This is a genomic window from Sulfitobacter sp. 1A13353 (assembly GCF_043557255.1).
In the GTDB taxonomy this organism is placed as follows: Bacteria; Pseudomonadota; Alphaproteobacteria; order Rhodobacterales; family Rhodobacteraceae; genus Sulfitobacter; species Sulfitobacter faviae.
This window is the reverse complement of sequence record NZ_JBIFFS010000006.1, coordinates 83,571-105,032: the sequence shown is the minus strand read 5'-3', so window position 1 is coordinate 105,032 and position 21,462 is coordinate 83,571. Positions and strand designations below refer to the sequence as shown.

The following is a 21,462-nucleotide window of genomic DNA, read 5'->3' as shown; positions in this document are numbered from 1 at the left end:
GGTCTGTCGTCACCTGTCGGCTCTATGCCGTTCCTCAAACTCGTAACCGAGGCCCTGATACTGGCCCGGCTTTGGTGACAACTCATAGGTGGCTTTGCGCAGGAAATCCATCATCGCTTTTGCGTCCCCCGCCAGAGGGTCGAGCGTGGCGCGCGGGATCGGCGCGCCGATGGCCACGCGCACGGGCGTATCGACACGGGCACGGAACTCTTTGATCAGCAGGCCCATGCGCAGGTTGGCGTGCAGATGGCTGGCGATCTGGAACAAGCGGCTGGTGTGACCGTCAAAGTAGATCGGCACCACAGTGGCGTCAGACTTGGCGATCATCCGCGCCGTGAAGCTGCGCCAGCCGGGGTCCATCGGCTGCGAAAAGGGCCGCGCGGCGGTGCTGACGGTGCCCCCGGGAAAGATGCCAATCGCCCCGCCCTGCGCCAGATAGTTCAACGCGGTCCGGCGGGTGGCGAGGTTTAGCGCAAGTGCGGCGCGATCTTCGGCAAAGCTGATGGGCAGCAGATGATGCGCCAGATCCGGCGCTTGGCTGAAAACCGCATTGGCCATGATGCGAAAATCGCCGCGCGTCTGGCTCAGGATATGGCCCAAAATCAGCCCGTCCAGAATGCCGTAGGGGTGATTGGCGATCAGAATGACCGGCCCCCGCGTCGGGATATCCGACAAAGCGCCGCGCATCACGTCGAGCGTCAGACCACAGCGCTGCACCATCGCATCGAAGAACCCTAGCCCCGCGGCCAGATCATCTTCGTAGCCTTCGGCCCGTTTCAGCAGGAAAACACGGCCCGTGGTGTTTTCCATCAATCGAATGAGCGCCCTCCCGCCCCGGGTTCGGGCGGAATGGGCATAGCTTATGTCACGGGCGTAGGTCACATCTCGGCCTCAGGGTCGTCTTGGCGGACACTTTAGGGCAGAGATGTAACAGCGATATTACTCCGCCGCCTTGGCCGTGGCCGTGCCGCCCGCGCGGATCACCGCCAGCAGTTCTTCGCGCCGTTTTGCGGCCTTGGCCTCATTGGCTTGTTTGACCGGCCCGAAGCCGCGGATTTGCAGCGGCAGTTCGGCCAGCGCCACGATGGCGTCGCGGGTCTGGTCGGTCAGCTTTGGCAGCACCTCGGCCATATCGGCCTCATATTGCTTGATCAACGCACGCTCCATCTTGCGCTCGGCGGTATAGCCGAAGAGATCGAGCGGCGTGCCGCGCAACCCTTTGAACTTCGCCATGACCCGCAGCGGCCCTTCGAGCCACTGGCCGAACTCGCGCTTCTGCGGACGGCCATTCGGCCCCATCTTCGAGATCAGCGGCGGCGCCATGTGGAAGGTCATGTTGAAATCGCCATCGAACTGAGCCCGCGCCTTGTCCCGGCTGGTGATCAGCAGGCGGGCGACCTCATATTCGTCCTTGTAGCTCAAGAGCTTGTGATACCCCAAGGCCACCGCCGCCTTGACGTCACGGTCCTCGATACCATTAAGCATCTTGGTATAGCGTTTGGCCAAGCCCTTGCCCTGATAGTCGGTCAGGTGGTTCTCACGGAAGGCGATCTTCTCCCCCAGCGATTTGGGCAGTTCGACCACGTTGTCGGGCTGGCTCACCTTCCGCGCGTCCTCGGGGTAGAGCACGGCCCAGCGACCGATCTCGAAGGCCCGTTTGTTGCGCTCCACCGCCGCGCCGTTCATCTCGATCGCCTGCATCAGGCTCTCGAACGTCAGCGGCAGCAGGCCGCGCTGCCACGCGGCACCGAAAATCATCATGTTGGAGAAGATCGAGTCGCCCAAAGTCGCCTTGGCGAGATCCGAGGCATCGAACATCGCCACGTCATCCTTCAGCCGCGCTTCCAACGCGAGGCTCAGCCGGTCATAGGGCATCTGGAACTCGGTATCGCGGGTGAAGTCGCCGGTGATGATCTGGTGCGAGTTCACCACGGCACCGGTGCGCCCGGCGCGCGTCAGCCCCAGCGTCTTGTGGCCAGCCGAAACCACCAGATCGCCACCGATGAGCGCATGCGCCTCGCCGGTAGCCACACGGATCGCGCTGATATCTTCGGGGCGTTCGGCCAGACGACAGTGTATATGCACCGCACCGCCCTTTTGGGCGAGGCCTGCCATTTCCATCATGCCCGCGCCCTTGCCGTCCAACTGTGCCGCCTGCGCCAGCAGCGCGCCGATGGTCACGACGCCGGTGCCGCCCACGCCAGTGATGACGACGTTATGGGTGCCGTCGATCTTGGGCAGGTCGGGCATCGGCAGGTCGGGAATGCTGAGATCGGTTGTCGGGTCCTTGCGAATCTTAGCGCCCTCCAGCGTCACGAAAGAGGGGCAGAACCCGTCGAGGCAGGAGAAATCCTTGTTGCACTGCGACTGGTCGATGGCGCGCTTGCGGCCCAGTTCGGTCTCGTTCGGCACCACGGCCACGCAGTTCGACTGCACGCCGCAATCGCCGCAGCCCTCGCAGACGTCTTCATTGATAAAGACGCGCTTGTCGGGGTCCGGGAACAGCCCGCGTTTGCGGCGGCGGCGCTTCTCGGCAGCGCAGGTCTGGATGTAGACAATAGCGCTGACGCCCTTGTGCTTGCGGTAGGCCTTTTGCACGTTCGGCATCTCGGCACGTTCATGCACCTCCACGCCCTTGAAGCGGGCAAGGTCCACGTCTTCCTTCTGGTCATAGACCACGGCGACGTTCTTCACGCCCATGGCCTTGAGTTCTTCGACGATGCGGTAGGCGTCCAGATCGCCCTCGTTGTGCTGGCCGCCGGTCATGGCGACGGCATCGTTGTAGAGGATTTTGTAGGTGATGTTGGTGCCCGCCGCGATGGCCGCCCGGATCGCCAGCACGCCGGAGTGGTTATAGGTGCCGTCGCCGAGGTTCTGGAAGACATGCTCGGTATTCGAGAACGGCGCCTCGCCGATCCAGTTCGCGCCCTCGCCACCCATATGGGTGAAGCCCGTCGTCTCGCGGTCCATCCATTGCACCATGTAGTGACAGCCAATGCCCGCATAGGCGCGGGAGCCATCCGGCACCTTGGTCGAGGAGTTATGCGGGCAGCCCGCGCAGTAATACGGCAGGCGTGCCGCGATATCCTCGGCATTGTCCGAGCGGCGCGCTTCGTTGAGCGCCTCAAGGCCTGCGCGGATGCCATCGGTCTCGCGGCCCTCCTCCAAGAGGATGCCGCCGATCTTCTCGGCGATCAGGATGGGGTCGAGCGCGCCGCGTGTGGGGAACAGCTCTTCGCCATGCTCCATGCCCGCACCGCCCTTGTGCCAGCCATAGACGCGGCGGTGGGTGTCGTTGAACAGCGCTTCCTTGATCTGCACCTCGATCAGCTTGCGCTTCTCCTCGACCACAACCACCAGATCGAGCCCATCGGCCCAGTCATGGAAGCCCTGCATGTCGAGCGGGAAGGTCTGGCCGATCTTGTAGGTGGTGAGCCCGAGCCGCTCGGCCTCATTCGCGTCGATGTTCAGAAGGCTCATCGCATGCACGAGGTCGAGCCAGTTCTTGCCCGCCGCGGCAAAGCCGATCTTGGCGCCGCGCTTGCCCCAGACGCGTTTGTCCATCTTGTTGGCATGGGAAAACGCCTCGGCCGCGAAGCGCTTGTAGTCGATCATCCGCGCTTCCTGCAGATGCGGCGTGTCGTTCAGCCGGATGCTGAGGCCGCCGTCAGGCATGTCGAAGTCAGGGATCACCAGCTTCATCCGGTTCGGATCGCCGTCAACCACGCTGGTGGCCTCCACGGTGTCCTTCATGGTCTTGAGACCGACCCAAAGGCCCGAGAACCGGCTCAGCGCCCAGCCGTAGATGCCATAGTCGAGGATTTCCTGCACACCGGCCGGGGAGACCACGGGCATATAGGCATCGACCATGGCCCATTCGGATTGGTGCAGCACGGTGGAGGATTCGCCGGTGTGGTCGTCGCCCATGGCCATCAGCACGCCACCATGGGGCGAGGTGCCCGCCATGTTGGCATGGCGCATCACGTCGCCGGTGCGGTCCACGCCCGGCCCCTTGCCGTACCACAGGCCGAAGACGCCGTCGTATTTGCCCTCCCCGCGCAGTTCCGCCTGCTGGCTGCCCCAGAGCATGGTCGCCGCGAGGTCTTCGTTCAGCCCCGGCTCGAAACGCACGTTGTAGTCGGTCAGGAACTTCTGCGCGCGCTGCATCTGCAGGTCCACGCCCCCCAGCGGGCTGCCGCGGTAGCCGGTCACATAGCCCGCGGTATTGAGCCCCGCGGCGCGATCCCGTGCCGATTGCATCATCATCAGCCGGACCAGCGCCTGCGTGCCGTTCAGCAGCACCGGGCTTTTCTCAAGGTCGAAACGGTCGTTCAGTGAAATCTTTTGCGTCGTCATGGCGGGCCCTCCCTAGCACGTCAGTCTTGCATGATTGCCCGGATTATAGGTCACAGTTGCTGACCTGTATAGCAGTTATTCCGCAACGGCAGTCCCGCAGGCGACGGTTTGTGCTGTTTTCTCCCGGCTATTAAGGTAGGAGAAAGGCTGGGCAAGGAAAGTACGGGCCATGGATTGGGACAAACTCAGAATTTTTCACGCCGTGGCCGATGCGGGGTCGCTGACCCATGCGGGGGACAAGCTCAACCTCTCGCAATCCGCCGTCAGCCGACAGATTCGCGGGCTGGAAGAGCAGCTTAACACCAACCTCTTTCACCGGCATGCGCGCGGGCTGATCCTGACCGAACAGGGGGAGCTTTTGTTCGACGCAACCTCGGCCATGGCCAAACGCCTTGACGCCGCCGCGGCGCGCATCCGTGACAGCGAAGAAGAGGTTTTTGGCGAGCTGCGCGTCACGACGACGACCGGCTTCGGCACCCTCTGGCTCGCCCCGCGCCTGCCCAAACTCTACGAGCAATATCCCGACCTCAAAGTCGATCTGATGCTCGAAGAACGCGTGCTCGACCTGCCCATGCGCGAGGCCGACGTGGCGATCCGTATGAAAGAACCAAGCCAGGCCGATCTGGTCCGCAAACGGCTGATGTCCGTGCGCATGGGCCTCTACGCCAGCCCGGAATACCTCGAAAAACACGGCACGCCCGCGCGTATGGAGGATATGACTGATCACCGGCTGATCTGTCAGAACACCGACAGCGATCAGGTCGGCGCGGGGCTGCAACTCGTCAAAGAGTTAATGATGTACGACCTGCGCTCGCTTTTGACGGTGAACAACTATTTCGGCGTGCTCCAAGGCGTGGTGCACCACCTTGGCCTCGGCGTGCTGCCCAACTACCTGATCCAAGACTTCCCCCATATCGTGCAGGTGATGCCCGATATCGAATCCGCCGAAGTGCCGGTCTACCTCGCCTATCCAGAAGAACTGCGCCAATCCAAACGCGTCGCCGCCTTCAAGGATTTCGTTCAAGAAGAGATCATTACCTACCGCAAGCAATGGCGCGAACGGGTGGAGGGCGAAGGCTAAACCGCAACCCATGGCTAGCCATGCAATAGGCGCATATCGGCCATGATGACTTGCCATGTTAATTAGCCTTGATTTGAGCAGCCCTGCCTCCTATTTCACCATCATGAAGATTGACAGCCTGAGGGCGCGTCGCTTCATACCTCCCTGTTGGACTTGGCCGAGCTTTTAGCTCGGCCTTTTTTTTGGCCCATCGCCTTCTTTCAGCCTGCAGGCGGCCAAAGCCACTTCCCCCCCGGCATTTCCCCTTGTATGAGGGCGCAAACGCGCCAGCCGGGGAATTTCCATGCAAGATCCAGCCATCACGCCCGACCTTATCGCCAGCCACGGGTTCACGCCCGAGGAATACGCCGAGGTCGTCAACATCCTCGGGCGCGAGCCGAACTACACCGAGATGGGCATTTTCTCGGCCATGTGGAACGAACACTGCTCCTATAAATCCTCCAAGAAATGGCTCCGCACCCTGCCCACCGACGGCCCCCAAGTGATCTGCGGCCCGGGCGAGAATGCGGGCGTGGTCGACATCGGCGATGGCCAAGCGCTGGTCTTTAAGATGGAAAGCCACAACCACCCCTCCTACATCGAACCTTACCAAGGGGCCGCGACCGGTGTCGGCGGCATCCTGCGCGATGTCTTCACCATGGGCGCGCGCCCGATCGCCGCGATGAACGCGCTGAGCTTTGGCCGCCCCGATCACCCCAAAACACGCCAGCTTGTGCACGGCGTCGTCGAAGGCGTCGGCGGCTATGGCAACTGTTTCGGCGTGCCAACCGTTGGCGGCGAAGTGCGTTTCGACAAAGCCTATGACGGCAACTGCCTCGTGAACGCTTTCGCGGCAGGCTTAGCGGATGCCGACAAGATCTTCTACTCCGCCGCCTCCGGCGTGGGCATGCCCGTGGTTTACCTCGGTGCGAAGACGGGCCGCGACGGCGTTGGCGGCGCGACCATGGCCAGCGCCGAATTCGACGACACCATCGAAGAGAAACGCCCAACCGTTCAAGTCGGCGACCCCTTCACCGAAAAACGCCTGATGGAAGCCACGCTCGAGCTGATGGCCACCGGCGCCGTGATCTCGATCCAAGACATGGGCGCTGCGGGGCTGACCTGCTCTGCCGTGGAAATGGGCGACAAAGGTGGCCTCGGCGTGCGCCTCGACCTTGAAAAAGTTCCGACGCGCGAGCCGCATATGACCGCCTATGAAATGATGCTCAGCGAAAGCCAAGAGCGCATGCTCATGGTGCTGCGCCCCGAGCTTGAGGCCGAGGCCAAAGCCGTCTTCGACAAATGGGACCTCGACTTCGCCATCGTCGGCGAAACCCTCCCCGAAGACCGCTTCCTCATCTGTCTCGATGGTGAGGTCAAAGCCGACCTGCCGCTGTCGAAACTCGCCTCCACTGCACCCGAATACGACCGACCTTGGGTGGAAACACCCGCCGCCGCCGCGCTGACCGATGCGCCCAGCATCGACCCCATCGAAGGCCTGCGCGCCCTGATCGGCTCCGTGAACCACGCCTCCAAAGACTGGGTTTACGAACAATACGACACGATGGTCATGGGCGATACGGTCCGCCTGCCCGGCCTCGGCGCGGGCATCGTGCGGGTGCATGGCACCGACAAGGCGCTGGCCTTCACCTCCGACGTGACCCCGCGCTACGTCAAGGCCAACCCCACCGAAGGCGGCAAACAGGCCGTCGCCGAAGCCTACCGCAACCTCTGCGCCGTGGGCGCCAAACCGCTGGCGACGACCGACAACCTCAACTTCGGCAACCCCGAAAAGCCCGAGATCATGGGCCAATTCGTCGGCGCCATCAAAGGCATCGGCGAGGCCGTGGGCGCGCTCGACATGCCCATCGTTTCCGGCAATGTGTCGCTCTATAACGAGACCGACGGCAAGGGCATCCTGCCCACGCCCACCATCGGCGCGGTCGGCCTGATCGACAGCCTCGATCAGGTCATCAGCAACCAACTGCGCGACGGCCATGTGGCTCTCCTGATCGGCGCGACTGGCAGCCACCTCGGCCAATCCGCCCTGCTCGCCGAAGCCTTCGACCGGGCCGAGGGCGACGCCCCCCATGTCGACCTCGCCACCGAACGCCGCCACGGCGAATTCATCCGCGCCCAAGCCAGCCAAATCTCCGCCTGCACCGACCTCGGCGACGGCGGCCTCGCCCTCGCGGCCTTTGAGCTGGCTGAAACCGCAGGGATCGGCGTCGAAATCGAAAGCGAAGACACCGCCACCCTCTTCGGCGAAGACCAAGCCCGCTACCTCGTCGCCTGCACCGCCGACGCCGCGGAAACCTTGATCGCCGCAGGCAAGGAAGCCGGCGTACCGGTCACCGCCGTCGGCGCCTTTGGCGGCGACAAGATCAGCTTCGGCAACACCTCCGCCACCCTGTCGGACCTGCGCACGATCTACCGGACCACTTTCGCCCAGACCTTCGCCTGAACCTCTGGTTTCGGAGCCGCCCTTGCTTGAGACCAAACGGTCGCGCGCAGGGCGGCGGGGCAGGCTAAATCGCCGAGGGGCCCCTTTAGGGGATACGGCTATTTCGCTTGAACCGACGACAGGCGGGTGACAGGCCGGGATCAATCAAGGGTGGGTCCGAGACCCCTCTGGTTTTGGAGAGACCCGCAGCCCTCCGCCCTCCCCTCATTGGCTAAACCTCTGCGTTCAACCCAGCCAACATCCGCGCCTTCTCCCCCACATCATCGGGGCGCGAGATCGCCTCGGCCAGCGCTTCCAAAGATGCAATCGAATGCCCGGCGCGAAAACTATCGACATGGGGCAGCATCGCGCGAATACCCGCCGCCTTGGGCGCGAAACCGTCCCAGCGAAGCAGCGGGTTCAGCCAGATCACCCGCCGCGCGGTCAGATGTAGCCGCTGCATCTGCCGCGCCAATTCTGCCGGGTCGTCCCGGTCCAGCCCGTCGGTGATCAACAAGACCACCGCCCCCTGCCCCATGACCCGCCGCGACCAGTCGCGATTGAAGGCCGCCAGCGCCGCGCCGATGCGCGTGCCGCCCTCCCAATCCTGCGCCTGCGCCCCCGCCGCGGCGAGCGCCGCATCCACATCGCGGGTGGCGAGATGCCGGGTGATATTGGTCAGCCGGGTGCCAAAGGTGAAACCATGCACCTGCGCCCAGCCTTTGCCCTTGCGGTTGGCCACCGCATGCAAAAAATGCAGGATCACCCGGCTGTATTGGCTCATCGAGCCGGAAATATCGCACAGCACGACGAGGTTGGGATAGCGCGCGCGCGGTGTCTTCCGATAAAGCCGGTCCGCCTCTCCGCCCCGCCGCAGCGCCGCTTTCATCGTGCGCGCCACATCGATCCGCCCCCGCGCCGCGGCCACATTGCGGCGGCTTGGCATCGGCGGTACCGGCAGGTCGAGTTTGGCCAACATCCGTCTCGCCTCAGCCATTTCCGCGAGGCTCATCTGTTCGAAATTCAATGTCCGCAGCCGCTCCCGCGCGGACATGGTCAGGCTTGCATCCACCTCGACGAGACTCTCCTCGGGCTGAGGCGCGTCCTCCCGCTCCGGTGCCTCGGCCCCGTCCAACAGGGCCTCTGCCGCGCGTTTCTCGGCGGGCGTGGCGGGGCGATCCTCTTGCACGCCGCGGATCGCAGGCAGCATCGCGGCCATCATATGCTCCAAATAGCGCGGGTCACGCCAATAAAGTCGGAATATCTGCGCAAAGACCCGCGCCTGTTCGGGGCGGCTCACGAAACAGGCGTGGAGCGTCCAATAGAAATCACGGCGGCTGGTGAAGCCCACGGCAGCGACGGCCTCCACCGCCTCTACCACCCGCCCGGGCCCGATTGACAGCCCCGCCCGGCGCAGGGCGCGGGCGAAATGGGTGATATTCCCCGCCAGCTTGGGGTCCTCGGGCAGGTCCAAAGGTAGGTCTTCGGCCATCGGTTCAGGCAGGCGCCAGCGATGCGCGGGCCTGGTCGAGAATGCGCGCCGCCTCGGAGCCTTGCAGCTTGGCGATGTCATCTTGATACTTCAGCACGGCCCCTAGCGTATCGGCGATAACCTCGGGGCTGAGCGTTGTGACATCCAAAGCCAGCAGGCATTTCGCCCAGTCAATCGTCTCCGCCACGCCCGGCTTCTTGAACAGATCCTCGGTCCGCAATTGCTGGACAAAGGCCACCACCTCGCGGCTAAGCGCCTCTGCCGCCTCAGGCGCGCGAGCCGCAAGGATCGCCATCTCGCGCGAGACATCCGGGTAATCGACCCAGTGGTAAAGACAGCGGCGTTTCAGCGCGTCATGCACCTCACGCGTGCGGTTCGAGGTCAGGATCACGATTGGCGGCTCGGGCGCGCGGATCGTGCCAAGCTCGGGGATGGTCACCTGAAAATCGCTCAACGCCTCCAGCAAGAACGCCTCGAAAGGCGCATCGGTGCGGTCCAACTCGTCGATCAGCAGCACCGGGGCGCCGTTCTCATCCGGGCGCAGCGCCTGCAACAGCGGGCGTTCGATCAGGTAGTCGTCACTGAACAACTCCTGCGTCAGTGCGCGCCGGTCAGCGCCGCCGCCTGCCTCCGCCGTGCGGATCGCCACCATCTGAGCGGGAAAATTCCATTCGTAAACCACGCTGGAGGCGTCGAGCCCCTCATAGCATTGCAACCGGATCAACCGCCGCCCCAGACCGGCAGCCAGCGCCTTGGCGATCTCGGTCTTGCCGACGCCCGCCTCGCCTTCCAGAAACAGGGGCCGCCCTAATGTGAGGCTGAGGAACACCACGACCCCAAGCGCGCGGTCGCAGACATAGCCCTCAGCGCTCAGCATCTCTTGGACCGCGTCGATCGTATCAATGTTTTTCATGGCCCCAGTGGTGCATCCTCGCCCCGCCCCGTCAAGAGGGCAGACCGCGCGGCGGCAGATTGACGGGATTTCCCCGCGCTGGCATAGTCCCACGCAATAAACGACGGCTTCCGGCAACAAGGGGGCCACAGGGGCGGATATGGGACAGAGCATTATCATCGCGATCCGGCGCGGCGGGGTCTGACATGCGCATCACCGCTGTCACCTGCGTCAAGAACGAAGGCCCGTTTTTGCTGGAATGGATCGCCTTCAACCGGGTGATCGGGGTCACGGATTTCCTATTTTACTCCAACGATTGCAGCGATGGCACCGATGCGCTGCTCGACGCGCTTGCCCGCCACGGTCTCGTCACCCATCTGCCCAACCCGGCCACCAATCGGAACTACCAGATGCAGGCGCTCAAGGATGCGCGGCGTCACCCCATCGTCACGCAGGCCGATTGGGTCTGGATCGCCGATGTGGATGAGTTTCTGAACATTCATGTCGGCGACCACCGACTGCCCGCCCTGATCACGGCCTGCAACAACCCGCAGGCCGTTTCGCTGCATTTCCAGTTCTTCGCCAATGGCGGGGTCGAGGATTTTGCCGACGCCCCCGTCATCGGGCAATTCACCCATAGCCATAACCCCGACATTTGGTGCGCCGATACGGCGATTGAGGTTAAGACCTTGGTTCGGAAAGACTTTCCCTTGGGCTACTACGGGGCGCACCGGCCCTTCCACGACGACACGAAGCACCAGCCGCATTGGACCGATGGCGCAGGCCGACAGGTGCCTAAGCCCTTCCGCAGTGCCGCCACCAAACGCCGCATCCGCGCCTTTCCCGCTCGCGGCGCACGGCGCTTTGCCACGCTGAACCACTACGCGCTGCGCTCGCTCGACAGCTATCTCGTCAAGAACGACCGTGGCGACGTGAACCGCGAACACCGCGCTTTTGATGACAGCTATTGGCGCGACCGGAACGATGCAGCTTGGGAGGATCGCTCGATTCAGCGCTACCTGCCCGCCTTGAATGAAGAAATCGACCGCCTGAAAGCGCTGCCCGGCGTCGCCGATCTGCATGCCGCCTCCGTGGCCGCCCACCGCGCCCGCCGCGACGCGCTGCTGACCGATCCGAGCTACCGCGCGATGCAGGCGCAACTGCGCGCAGCCAGCCCGTTCTGCGCCGCCGAGGCGCGGATCCGCGCCGAGATCGGCCTCACATGACGGGGCCGCGGATCGTCAACCTCGGCCTGCCCAAGACCGGCACCACCACGCTCACGGATGCGCTGCGCCACGCCGGGCTCAAGGTCGCGGATTGGCGCATTCGCAAGGGCCAAAGCAACTCGCCCGAGATCACCGGCGCGCATGTAGGGCGGATCATCTATGCCGATTTCTTTGCCAGTGGCGACCCGCTGGCGCGGCTGCATGAGTTCGACGTGATCAATGAGATGAGCGCCGTGCGCCATGACCGCAGCCTTTGGCCGCAGACCGATTGGGGTGTGCTGAGCGCCATCCAGCACCACCACCCCGAGGTCAAGTTTCTGCTTTCGCACCGTGATCCGGCCAAGACGGCCAACAGCATGATGCGTTGGAATAATCTGGGCCGCCGACGCTTGCCGCAGGCCGATGTGCCGGGGCTGCCCCGCGGCTTTGGCCGCGACGAGGCCGAGCTTGCCCGGTGGATCGAAGGACATTTCGCCTTCTGCCGCCGCGTCTTCGCCGGTTGTGCCAACTTTCTGGAGTTCGACATCGAAGACCCCGAGGCGCGCGACAAGATCGCGGATTATCTTGAGATCGACTTGCCGTGGTGGGGCCAAAGCAACACCGGCAAGGCGGAGGCCGGGTGATGCGGCTGACCCTCTTCATCGGTCCGACCGAACGCGCTGCCGCCCGGCTGCGCAACATCCTGCAACAGCAAAAGAACGCGTTGCTCAAGGAGGGGGTTCTCGCCGCTGACTGGAACCACGTCCGCCTCTATGCCGCTTGCGCCGCCCCGGAAGCGGTGGGTCTGCTACGGCACCGCCGCGGCTTGGACAGCCCCCTGATCGGCACGACCCTGCGCGATGAATTTCACGCGCTGATCCCCCATGAGCTGGCCGCGACCCGCGCCGATCATGTGGTGCTGAGCGCGGCGCAACTGGGCAATCTGCTGTCCCGGCCCGAGGAGCTGCGCGCCCTACACGATCTGCTGCGCCCCTATTTCGACGACATCCGCGTGGTCGCGCATCTGGATGAACAGGCGCGGACGCTGGTCGCACATTACGGCTTTGCCGTGGCCGAAAGCCGCCGTCATCCGCTGACGCAGGAATTGGCCTTGGCCGAGCGCGACGACTGGTGGCATGGCGCGCTTGCTCAGAGAGAGACCGCCCCGGATTTCGGCCTTTTCCCCGAGGTGCAAGCCCCGCCCTTTTGGCTCGATTATCAAGCGCTGCACGCCCATTGGGCCGCCGCCTTCGGCGCAGAGAAAATTACGTTTCGCCCGCTTGACCTGCCCCATCTTATGTCCAAGTCCGGGGCCACGGAGATCACCGAGAGCTTGGGCCTTTCCACGCCCCTCGGCCCGGTCGATCCCGGGCGCGCCCTCGCGGCCCTGCCCGCGCCTTGGCTGACGCGGATGCGGCAGTTCAACGATGTTCTGATCCGCTATCAACAGGCCCATGACCTCGCCTGCCCGCGCAGCACATGGAGCCAGATGTTGCAGGCGCTGCAAATCGGCGGCCCCGTGATCAAACCCGGAAGCCTCGCCGTGATCTCCGACCATTTCGCCCGCGACAACGCCGCACTCATCGCCCGTTTTCCCACGCTGGATCAGGCGCTTACCCCCGACGCGCCCGAGGCTCCGTGGCAAGAAGCCGACCCCCAGTTCGGCTTTCGCGCCACCCAATACCTCGCCGCCTTCGCCCACCGCATCCGCAGCACCGCGACCCCGCTCGCGCAAAAACGCGCAGATGCCGAGGAGGCCCGCCGCTCTGCCGCGAGGTTCGAGGCGCTGTTGCACGATCCCGACGCCCCCGAAGAGACGCGCGCGGCCAATGATCGGCTCCTCACCCGGCTAAAGGTCAACCACGAAACCATTCTGCGCGGCCCCTTCCGCCCCCACAACGGCGCGGCCCCTGCGGGCGAAGACGAGCCCGCGCCCGCCTATACCGCCGTGCCCCCGCGCGCATTGCCGCCCGGCAACAGCGGCAATGTCATCGTCGCCTGCATGAAAAACGAAGCGCCCTATATCGTCGAATGGGTCGCCTATCACCGCGCCGTGGGCTTCGATAACTTCCTGATCTACACCAATGATTGCAGCGACGGCACCGATGCCGTTCTGGGGCGCCTGCAAGACATGGGCATTCTCCAGCACCGCAACAACGACGATTGGAAAGGCAACTCCCCCCAACAACACGCGCTGAACCAAGCGCTGGAGGAACCGCTCGTCCGCCAAGCGGAATGGATCGCGCATATCGATGTGGACGAATTCGTCAACATCCGCACCGGCAACGGCAGGCTCGAAAACTTCTTCGCCGCCGCCCCCGAGGCCACGAATATCGCGATGACGTGGCGCCTCTTCGGCCACAACGGCGTGACCGCCCTGTCGGAGGCCCCCGTGATCGACCAATTCAACCACTGCGCGCCGAGCTTTTGCCCCAAACCCCATACCGCATGGGGGTTCAAAACGATGTTCCGCAACCTCGGCGCCTATGGCAGACTGTCCTGCCATCGACCAAACAAATTGGACGAGGCCGCGGTATCCGAGGTCAAATGGGTCAACGGTGCGGGCCACGGCATGACACGTGATGCGCTGCGCAATGGCTGGCGGTCCTCGCGCAGCAACGTCGGCTATGATCTGCTACAGTTGAACCATTATGCCCTCCGGTCAGCCGACTCCTTCCTCATCAAACGCCAGCGCGGGCGCGCCCTTCACGTCGACCGCTCCATCGGGATCAACTATTGGATCCGGATGGACTGGAATGACCACCGCGACCTGTCGATCCAGCGCAATTTGCCCCGTCTGCGCGCCGAGATGGACCACCTCCTCGCCGACGCCCAACTCCGCAAACATCACCAAGCGGGCCTCGACTGGCACCGCGCCAAGGCCGAAGACCTGCGCCAGACACCGGAGTTCCGCGATCTCTACCGCCAAGCGCTTAACATCAAGTTAACCGCGACAGAGCGGGCCGCCTATGCCCTTGCCCTCGATATGGAAAGCTGAGCCGTGACACAGGCCGCGCCCCCGTCTGAACCCAATTTCATCCACTCCCGCGGCATGAAGTTTCCCGACGATCCGGCGATCCTGCGCGGGCGGATCCGCAAGCTGCTGCGACAGAACGCCTATGAAGCCAAGGAGAGTGAGGCTGCGCTGCGCGTCGTCCGCGAAGGCGACAGGGTGATCGAACTGGGCGGCGGGGTTGGCTATATGTCGACGCTGGTGGCCAGCAAACGCAATGTCGCCTCAGTCCATAGCTTTGAGGCGAACCCCAACCTCATCCCCTATGTCCGGCGGGTCCACGCGGCCAACGGGCTGTCCAACGCCCATGTCACCAACGCGATCCTCGGCCCCGCCCCCGGCAAGGCGGATTTCTATGTGCGCGACCGCATCCTGTCGTCTTCCCTGACCCGTTTCAAAGACGAAGACCCGCCTGAGCCCCATCAGATCGACGTGCTCGACGCGGCTAAAGTCTTTGCCGATCTCACCCCAAGCGTATTGATCTGCGACATCGAAGGGGCCGAGGTCGATCTCATTCCCACCCTGCCCCTCGACACCCTCCGCGCCGCGATCATCGAATTGCACCCGCAATGGATCGGCCCCGATGGCGTCAACAAGGTCTTCGCCGCCTTCATGCAGGCGGGCATGGCCTATTATCACCGCGGCTCGCACAACAAAGTCGTGGCTTTCCGCCGTAGGTGGTAACGCGCCTTCGACAACCGCGCCCCCGGAAAACCGTCACATTCTCTTCAATTTCTCACGGATTTTCCGCATTTTCGCCCTAATATCCGGCTACACCCAGCTGAAACGGCGGTTCTGCCCCGCCCCGACAAGCCCGAGGATGCCCGATGCCGCGCGAGACGCCCACGATCGAAAGCTCACTGGCCGATATGCCCAAACGCAAATGGCTGCGCGCGATTGAGGCCGTCGCCGAAGAAGACGGCTATTTCCAATCTCTGGGCAAAAGCCACTTCTCCGCCTTCATCGAGCGTGAGACGACCCTGCTCGTCACCTTCGAGACCTACCAAGGCATGCATGCGCTCTCTGACAAGGCGCAGCCCTTGGGCTGGGACATGGTGCGCAATCACGACTGGTCGCATCTGTGCCTTGCCAGCGACGGTGACACATGGTTCCGCGCCGAAGAGGTCTATGCCTATTTCGACCGGCTGATTGACGACGGCTTCTTCGACGAATTCGATCAAGTGCTCTTCTACGGCGCGGGCCCCTGCGCCTATGCTGCCGCCGCCTATTCCGTGGCCGCGCCCGGCGCGGCAGTGGTGGCGATCCAACCGCAGGCCACGCTGAACCCGCGCATCACCGAATGGGATGAGCGTTTCGCCGATATGCGCATCCTCGATTTCACGTCGCGCTATGGCTATGCGCCCGATATGCTCGACGCCGCCGAACGGGTCTTCGTCCTCTATGACCCGCGCGAGAGGCTCGACGCGATGCATGCGGCGCTCTTCACCCGTGCCAATGTCACCAAATTGCGGATGCCCTTCATGGGCGATGCGCTGCAAACCGACCTGCTTGAGATCGACCAGCTCGACCCGCTGTTGCAAGCCGCCGCCGAGGGCACGTTGGACGCAACCCGCTTCGCCGCCCTCTACCGCGCGCGGCGCGATTACCTGCCCTATCTGCGCAACCTCAGCCAAGCGATCAACACCCAAGGGCGCGAACTGCTGCTCGAAGCGCTCTGCGCCAATGTCTCGGCCCGGATGAAAGCCCCCCGCTTTGCCCGCCGCCTCGAACGCATCCGCGCCAGACGCAAGGCCCGCGTGGCCGAGGCCGCGACCGCCACCGGATAGGTTTTCAATCTGGCGCGCGGCCCCGCTCTGTGCTAGCCCCGCGCCCATGACACAAAGCCTCACGATCCGCCGTCCCGATGACTGGCACCTGCACCTGCGCGACGGCGACATGCTGCGCGCCGTGGTCCAGCACAGCGCCCGCGACTTTGCCCGCGCCATCATCATGCCCAATCTCGTGCCCCCTGTGGTGACAGGCGCCCAGGCTGCTGCCTACCGCGACCGGATCATGGCCGCCCTGCCCGAGGGCGCGGATTTCACGCCCCTGATGACCCTCTACCTGACCGAGGAGACGGACCCCGACGATGTCGCCCTCGCCCATGCCGAGGGGCTGATCCACGCCGTCAAACTCTACCCCGCAGGCGCCACCACCAACTCCGCCAGCGGCGTGTCGAACTTCGACAATGTCGCGCCGGTGCTCGACCGGATGGCCGAAATCGGCCTGCCCCTTTGCACCCATGGCGAGGTCACCGACAGCGAGGTCGACATCTTCGACCGCGAGGCCGTCTTCATCGACCGTGTGCTCGACCCGATCCGCCGCGCCCACCCCGCGCTGCGCGTGATCATGGAACATATCACCACCGCCGAGGCCGCCGACTACGTCCGCAGCAACGACAGCGGTCTTGCCGCCACGATCACCACGCACCACCTCGTGATCAACCGCAACCACATCCTCGCCGGTGGCATCCGCCCGCATTATTACTGCCTGCCAGTCGCCAAACGCGAGACCCACCGCCGCGCCCTGCGCCAAGCGGCCACCTCTGGCGATCCGCGCTTCTTCCTCGGCACCGACAGCGCGCCCCATACCGATGGCGCCAAGCTGCAACCCTGCGGCTGCGCGGGCTGTTTCACCGCGCCCAACACGATGGCGATCCTCGCTCAGGTGTTCGAAGAAGACGGCGCGCTCGACAAGCTCGAAGCCTTCACCTCGCTCAATGGCCCCGCCTTCTACGGCCTGCCGCCAAACGAGACACAGATCACCCTACGCCGGGAAGCGCCCCAACACCCCGACAGCATCGACACGCCCGACGGCCCGGTCACGGTCTTCGACCCCGGTTTCGATCTGCACTGGACCACCTGATCTTCATCCTTTCTTAAATACCGCTCCGACCTCTCCCCACCCAAGGACGCCTGCCATGATCCCCACCAGCCACCCAAGCCCCCAAGAAATGGCCCGCCTCACCGCACGCATGCTGCTAGAGATCGGCGCGGTGCATTTCAACGCGGAGGAGCCCTTCACGCTGGCCTCTGGCCTGCCGTCGCCCACCTATATCGACTGCCGCAAGCTGATCTCCCACCCGCGCATCCGGTCCACGCTGATGGATTTCCTCGCCGTCACCGTCATGCGCGACGCGGGCTTTGAGGCCTTCGACAATATCGCCGGGGGCGAGACGGCGGGCATCCCCTTTGCCGCCATGGTCGCCGAACGCATGGCCCTGCCGATGACCTATGTCCGCAAGAAGCCCAAGGGCTACGGTCGCAACGCGCGGATCGAAGGTGAGATGACGCCGGGCCAACGCGTGCTGCTGGTCGAAGACCTGACCACCGATGGCGGCTCGAAACTCAGCTTCGTCGACGCGATTCGCGAAACCGGGGCGACCTGCGCCCATACGGCGGTGATCTTCCACTACGGCATCTTCCCCCAGACCGAAAAGACCCTTGGCGACCATGGCGTTACGCTCCACGCGCTCTGTACCTGGTGGGACGTGCTAGCCGAGGCCCGCGCCCAAGGGGCTTTTGACGCCGCCACGCTGACGGAGGTCGAAGCCTTCCTGAACGCCCCGCGCGATTGGCAGGAATCCCGCAAAAGTTAACCGAATTTTCGCAAGATGTTGACCGAAGGCCCCACCACAAGGCAAAATGTGGTGGGGCCTTTTGTCGGTAAAGATATCCACAAAAGATACAATTTGCGCCGGACGCACCCACTGGCTATGAGGTCCATCTGGGTAGAAATGGGTGAGGTCATGAACGAGATTACATCGCTGAACGCGAACCAATTGGCCGTGCAGGCACCGGAATCGATGCCGCATTCGATCGAGGCCGAACAGCAGCTTTTGGGCGCGATCCTGACTAACAATGACGTCTACGACCGTGTCGCCTCGGTCATCGGGCCCAAGCACTTCTACGAGCCGGTCCACGCCCGCATCTTCGACATCGCGGCCCAGCGGATCGCCAAGAACAACCTTGCCTCCCCGGTCACGCTCAAGGCCTTCATGGAAGACGACGAGGGGCTGAAGGAGCTGGGCGGCCCGGCCTATCTGGCCCGTCTCGCCGGTGCAGCGATCAGCGCCTTCGCCGTGCGTGACTACGCGCAGATGATCTATGACCTCGCCGTGCGCCGGGATCTGATTCAGCTGGGCCGCGACATCTCGGCCAAGGCCGCACAGGTCGATGTCTCCTCCGAGCCGCGCGAGCAGATCGTTGAGGCCGAGCAGGAGCTTTACAAGCTGGCCGAACAGGGCCAAGTCGAAAGCGGCTTCCAGTCCTTCCTGAAGGCCGTCACCGACGCGGTGAACGTGGCAAATGCCGCCTACCAGCGGGATGGCGGCCTTTCCGGCGTCTCCACCGGTTTGATCGACATGGACAAGAAACTGGGCGGGTTGCACCGCTCTGACCTTCTGATCCTCGCCGGGCGCCCTTCGATGGGTAAGACCTCGCTTGCCACCAACATCGCCTTCAACGTGGCCAAGGCTTACAAGCGCGGGATGAAGCCCGACGGCACCGAGGGTGCTATCGACGGCGGCGTCGTGGGCTTCTACAGCCTCGAGATGAGCGCCGAACAGCTTGCATCGCGGATTCTCTCGGAAGCCGCCGAGATCCCCAGCCACCAGATCCGCTCGGGCGACATGACCGAGGCAGAGTTCCGCCGTTTCGTCGATGCCGCCAAGGCGCTCGAGGCCTGCCCGCTCTTCATCGACGACACGCCCGCCCTGCCGATCAGCCAGCTTGCCGCCCGCGCGCGGCGCTTGAAGCGGACCCACGGCCTCGACGTGCTGATCATCGACTACCTCCAGCTCGTGCGCGGCACCGGCAAATCCGAGAACCGGGTGAACGAGATTTCCGAGATCACCATGGGCCTCAAGGCCATCGCCAAGGAACTCGACATCCCGGTGATCGCCCTGTCGCAGCTCTCGCGTCAGGTGGAAAGCCGCGACGATAAACGCCCGCAGCTCTCGGACCTTCGGGAATCCGGCTCGATCGAACAGGACGCCGACGTGGTGATGTTCGTGTACCGCGAGGAATACTACAAGGAACGCGAGAAGCCGGGCGATCACGAGCTCGACAAGATGGCGGTCTGGCAGGAAGAGATGGAGCGTCTGCACGGCCGCGCCGAGGTGGTGATCGGCAAACAGCGTCACGGGCCCATTGGCACGGTGGACCTCAGCTTCGAGGGCAAGTTCACCCGCTTCGGCAACCTCGTGCAGCCTTGGCAGCAGGGCGGCGGGGACGATCAGGAGTTTTGAGGGGAGAGCCTTCCGTTTTCCCTGAGGAACGATTTTAAAGAACCTAGGGCCATCGCCTGCCCGCGGGTGGGCGATGCAACAAAAGTTCGGTACCACTTTATCTTTCAACTATGATGTGCGTGCCGCGAGGTCTCACCCAGCCTAGCCAAATCGCCTACCCGTCCGGGCGGGCAGGCGATGGCCCGGCGCCTGCGGCTTGATTCCGGGCTGCGTGGCAACCTCGACTGGTGCTTTTGCCGCCATGATCGGTCTTAAGGAACGCCATGCCGAACTTCACCTAGTAGCCCCCCTTTCGCCAAGCAGGCTATGGCCCGGCGCCTGCGGCCTGATTCCGGGCCCGGTGGCAAAAGGGCCCGGCAACGCTACCGGGCCACGCGTTTCACTCAGCCGCCGATTTCTCCTCATACATCAGCCCCTTCGCGGTCCCCTCCGGAAAACCCTTCCAATAGCTGTGGTCCTCCTTCTCGGTCCCATCCTCCTCGACCGACCAGACGCCGTCGTTCGAGTTCTCTACCAGATCGAGATACGCAGCCTTCGCCTCCTCACCCTTCAAATGACTGTCCATCCACGCGGTCACGAAATGCTGCGCGATATTGTTCATCCGCGCTGTGTCCCAGACCGCGTCCGTGTAATGCTCGGAAATGTTGAAGCCCTTGTCCTCGCTGAAGTAATAGGCCTCCTCCGGCGCCGGCATGGGCGCGCCCGCGTTATGGCCCGCGTTCATGTAGGTCAACAGCGCGCGGTCCACGTTCGAGGTGTTCTCCCAGATCGCTCGGATGCCGTTCTCGTAGAGCGAGACATCATCCTGCGAGCCTGCGATGAAGAGCATTGGGATCTGCACCCCCGCCAGCCCCTCGGCATCCCAAAAGCCGCGGTTCATGCCCCAGGGGCCGAAGGCCACGGCGGTCTTGATACGCGGATCGGGCAGCGCGTCATGCGTCTCGGAGCCCGCCTGATGAATGCCCAGCGTTCCATGCGGACCGCCCCATGTATAGCCAACCGATGCCTCCGTCACCCCGCCCCCGGCGGTGATGATCGCGCCGTAGCCGCCCATGGAATAGCCGATCAGACCGGTGTTCTCGGCGTCATAGAGCCCCGCGAAATCACCGCCCTCCGCGGCCTTCTGCGCCATCTGCTCTAGCACGAAAAGCTGGTCCAGCGAGCGGTTCACCAGCGTCGAGCCAAAGGCCGCCTGCGTGCGGTAGGTGCTGTCGGTATGGTCGATCGAGGCCACGACATAGCCTTTAGAGGCGAGGTTCTCTGCCAGATGCGACATGAGGTAACGGTTGCCCGGATAGCCATGGCTGATCAGCACGAGCGGAAAGGTCTCGCCCTCCGCCGGATCGACGTCGCGCATGGCCTGTCCCTCGAGCGTGACCTCGGTGGTGCCGTCGCGGAGATAAGCCTTGAAGGAGGTCTCGCCCTCCGCCCCCTCGGCGGCGGGATAATACATCTCAACCGTGAGCGGCCGGTCATAGCGCGGCATCTCCTCGGGCTTGTCGGCGGCGGGGTCGATGGCGAGGATGTCGATCTGGTCGGGGTTGACCATCTCCAGCGTGCGCACCCCCACGGCATGATCGCCATAGGCCGCAAGCTCGGGCGCATTCGGCAATTGCCGGTCGATCCGGTTCTCCGCCTGCGCCGCGCCAGCGGTAAGGCCCGCGGCAAGCAAGGCTGTGGTGGTCATATGTCGGTGCATGGTTCGTCCTCCCTTGAATTGGGCCAAGCCTACCCGCGCCACGGGGACAGGCAA

Annotated in this window: 15 protein-coding genes; 10 read left to right on the top strand and 5 right to left on the bottom strand. The window is 64.0% G+C overall.

Going from position 1 to position 21,462, the window contains the following annotated elements; translation table 11 throughout:
- Positions 1–9: 9 nt before the first annotated feature.
- On the bottom strand, positions 10–882 hold the full coding sequence (locus ACGYLO_RS15060) for a lysophospholipid acyltransferase family protein (RefSeq protein WP_276154414.1): 873 nt from the start codon (positions 880–882) through the stop codon (positions 10–12).
- A gap of 57 nt (positions 883–939) precedes the next feature.
- On the bottom strand, positions 940–4,356 hold the full coding sequence (locus ACGYLO_RS15055) for an indolepyruvate ferredoxin oxidoreductase family protein (RefSeq protein WP_271687117.1): 3,417 nt from the start codon (positions 4,354–4,356) through the stop codon (positions 940–942).
- 169 nt (positions 4,357–4,525) lie between these two features.
- Here ACGYLO_RS15055 and ACGYLO_RS15050 point away from each other — a divergent pair, with 169 nt between their 5' ends.
- Together ACGYLO_RS15050 and purL are read left to right on the top strand one after the other, a co-directional pair.
- Complete coding sequence (locus ACGYLO_RS15050) at positions 4,526–5,437, top strand: LysR family transcriptional regulator (RefSeq protein ID WP_067260717.1); 912 nt, start codon at positions 4,526–4,528, stop codon at positions 5,435–5,437.
- Between the two features lie 283 nt (positions 5,438–5,720).
- Positions 5,721–7,880 carry a phosphoribosylformylglycinamidine synthase subunit PurL gene (gene purL / locus ACGYLO_RS15045; RefSeq protein ID WP_276154851.1) on the top strand — a complete coding sequence of 720 codons (2,160 nt, stop codon included), beginning with the start codon at positions 5,721–5,723 and terminating at the stop codon, positions 7,878–7,880.
- A 211-nt stretch (positions 7,881–8,091) separates the two neighbouring features.
- Here purL and ACGYLO_RS15040 read toward each other — a convergent pair whose 3' ends face one another.
- Together ACGYLO_RS15040 and ACGYLO_RS15035 are read right to left on the bottom strand one after the other, a co-directional pair.
- On the bottom strand, positions 8,092–9,351 hold the full coding sequence (locus ACGYLO_RS15040) for a VWA domain-containing protein (protein ID WP_271687115.1): 1,260 nt from the start codon (positions 9,349–9,351) through the stop codon (positions 8,092–8,094).
- A gap of 4 nt (positions 9,352–9,355) precedes the next feature.
- On the bottom strand, positions 9,356–10,264 hold the full coding sequence (locus ACGYLO_RS15035) for a MoxR family ATPase (protein WP_271687114.1): 909 nt from the start codon (positions 10,262–10,264) through the stop codon (positions 9,356–9,358).
- 185 nt (positions 10,265–10,449) lie between these two features.
- Here ACGYLO_RS15035 and ACGYLO_RS15030 point away from each other — a divergent pair, with 185 nt between their 5' ends.
- From ACGYLO_RS15030 to ACGYLO_RS14995, 8 genes are all read left to right on the top strand, one after another.
- On the top strand, positions 10,450–11,469 hold the full coding sequence (locus ACGYLO_RS15030; protein ID WP_276154417.1) for a glycosyltransferase family 2 protein: 1,020 nt from the start codon (positions 10,450–10,452) through the stop codon (positions 11,467–11,469).
- Complete coding sequence (locus ACGYLO_RS15025) at positions 11,466–12,092, top strand: sulfotransferase (protein WP_271687112.1); 627 nt, start codon at positions 11,466–11,468, stop codon at positions 12,090–12,092. Before ACGYLO_RS15030 ends, ACGYLO_RS15025 begins: the two co-directional genes overlap by 4 nt.
- Positions 12,092–14,446, top strand: coding sequence for a glycosyltransferase family 2 protein (locus tag ACGYLO_RS15020; RefSeq protein ID WP_271687111.1), 2,355 nt, complete (start codon positions 12,092–12,094; stop codon positions 14,444–14,446). The genes ACGYLO_RS15025 and ACGYLO_RS15020 overlap by 1 nt, the downstream gene beginning before the upstream one ends.
- Before the next feature lie 3 nt (positions 14,447–14,449).
- On the top strand, positions 14,450–15,145 hold the full coding sequence (locus ACGYLO_RS15015) for an FkbM family methyltransferase (RefSeq protein ID WP_331618811.1): 696 nt from the start codon (positions 14,450–14,452) through the stop codon (positions 15,143–15,145).
- Between the two features lie 143 nt (positions 15,146–15,288).
- Positions 15,289–16,248 carry a phosphoadenosine phosphosulfate reductase gene (locus ACGYLO_RS15010; protein ID WP_271687110.1) on the top strand — a complete coding sequence of 320 codons (960 nt, stop codon included), beginning with the start codon at positions 15,289–15,291 and terminating at the stop codon, positions 16,246–16,248.
- A 46-nt stretch (positions 16,249–16,294) separates the two neighbouring features.
- Positions 16,295–17,326: a dihydroorotase gene (gene pyrC / locus ACGYLO_RS15005; protein WP_271687109.1), complete on the top strand. Its 1,032-nt coding sequence runs from the start codon at positions 16,295–16,297 to the stop codon at positions 17,324–17,326.
- Positions 17,327–17,381: 55 nt separating this feature from the next.
- Positions 17,382–18,059, top strand: coding sequence for an orotate phosphoribosyltransferase (locus ACGYLO_RS15000; RefSeq protein WP_067268253.1), 678 nt, complete (start codon positions 17,382–17,384; stop codon positions 18,057–18,059).
- Between the two features lie 150 nt (positions 18,060–18,209).
- A complete protein-coding gene (locus ACGYLO_RS14995) occupies positions 18,210–19,709 on the top strand; it encodes a replicative DNA helicase (protein WP_067268251.1) in 1,500 nt (499 codons plus the stop codon).
- A gap of 379 nt (positions 19,710–20,088) precedes the next feature.
- Here the strand turns inward: ACGYLO_RS14995 and ACGYLO_RS14990 are convergent, their stop codons facing one another.
- Positions 20,089–21,396: a dienelactone hydrolase gene (locus tag ACGYLO_RS14990; RefSeq protein ID WP_271689960.1), complete on the bottom strand. Its 1,308-nt coding sequence runs from the start codon at positions 21,394–21,396 to the stop codon at positions 20,089–20,091.
- Between the last annotated feature and the right edge of the window lie 66 nt (positions 21,397–21,462).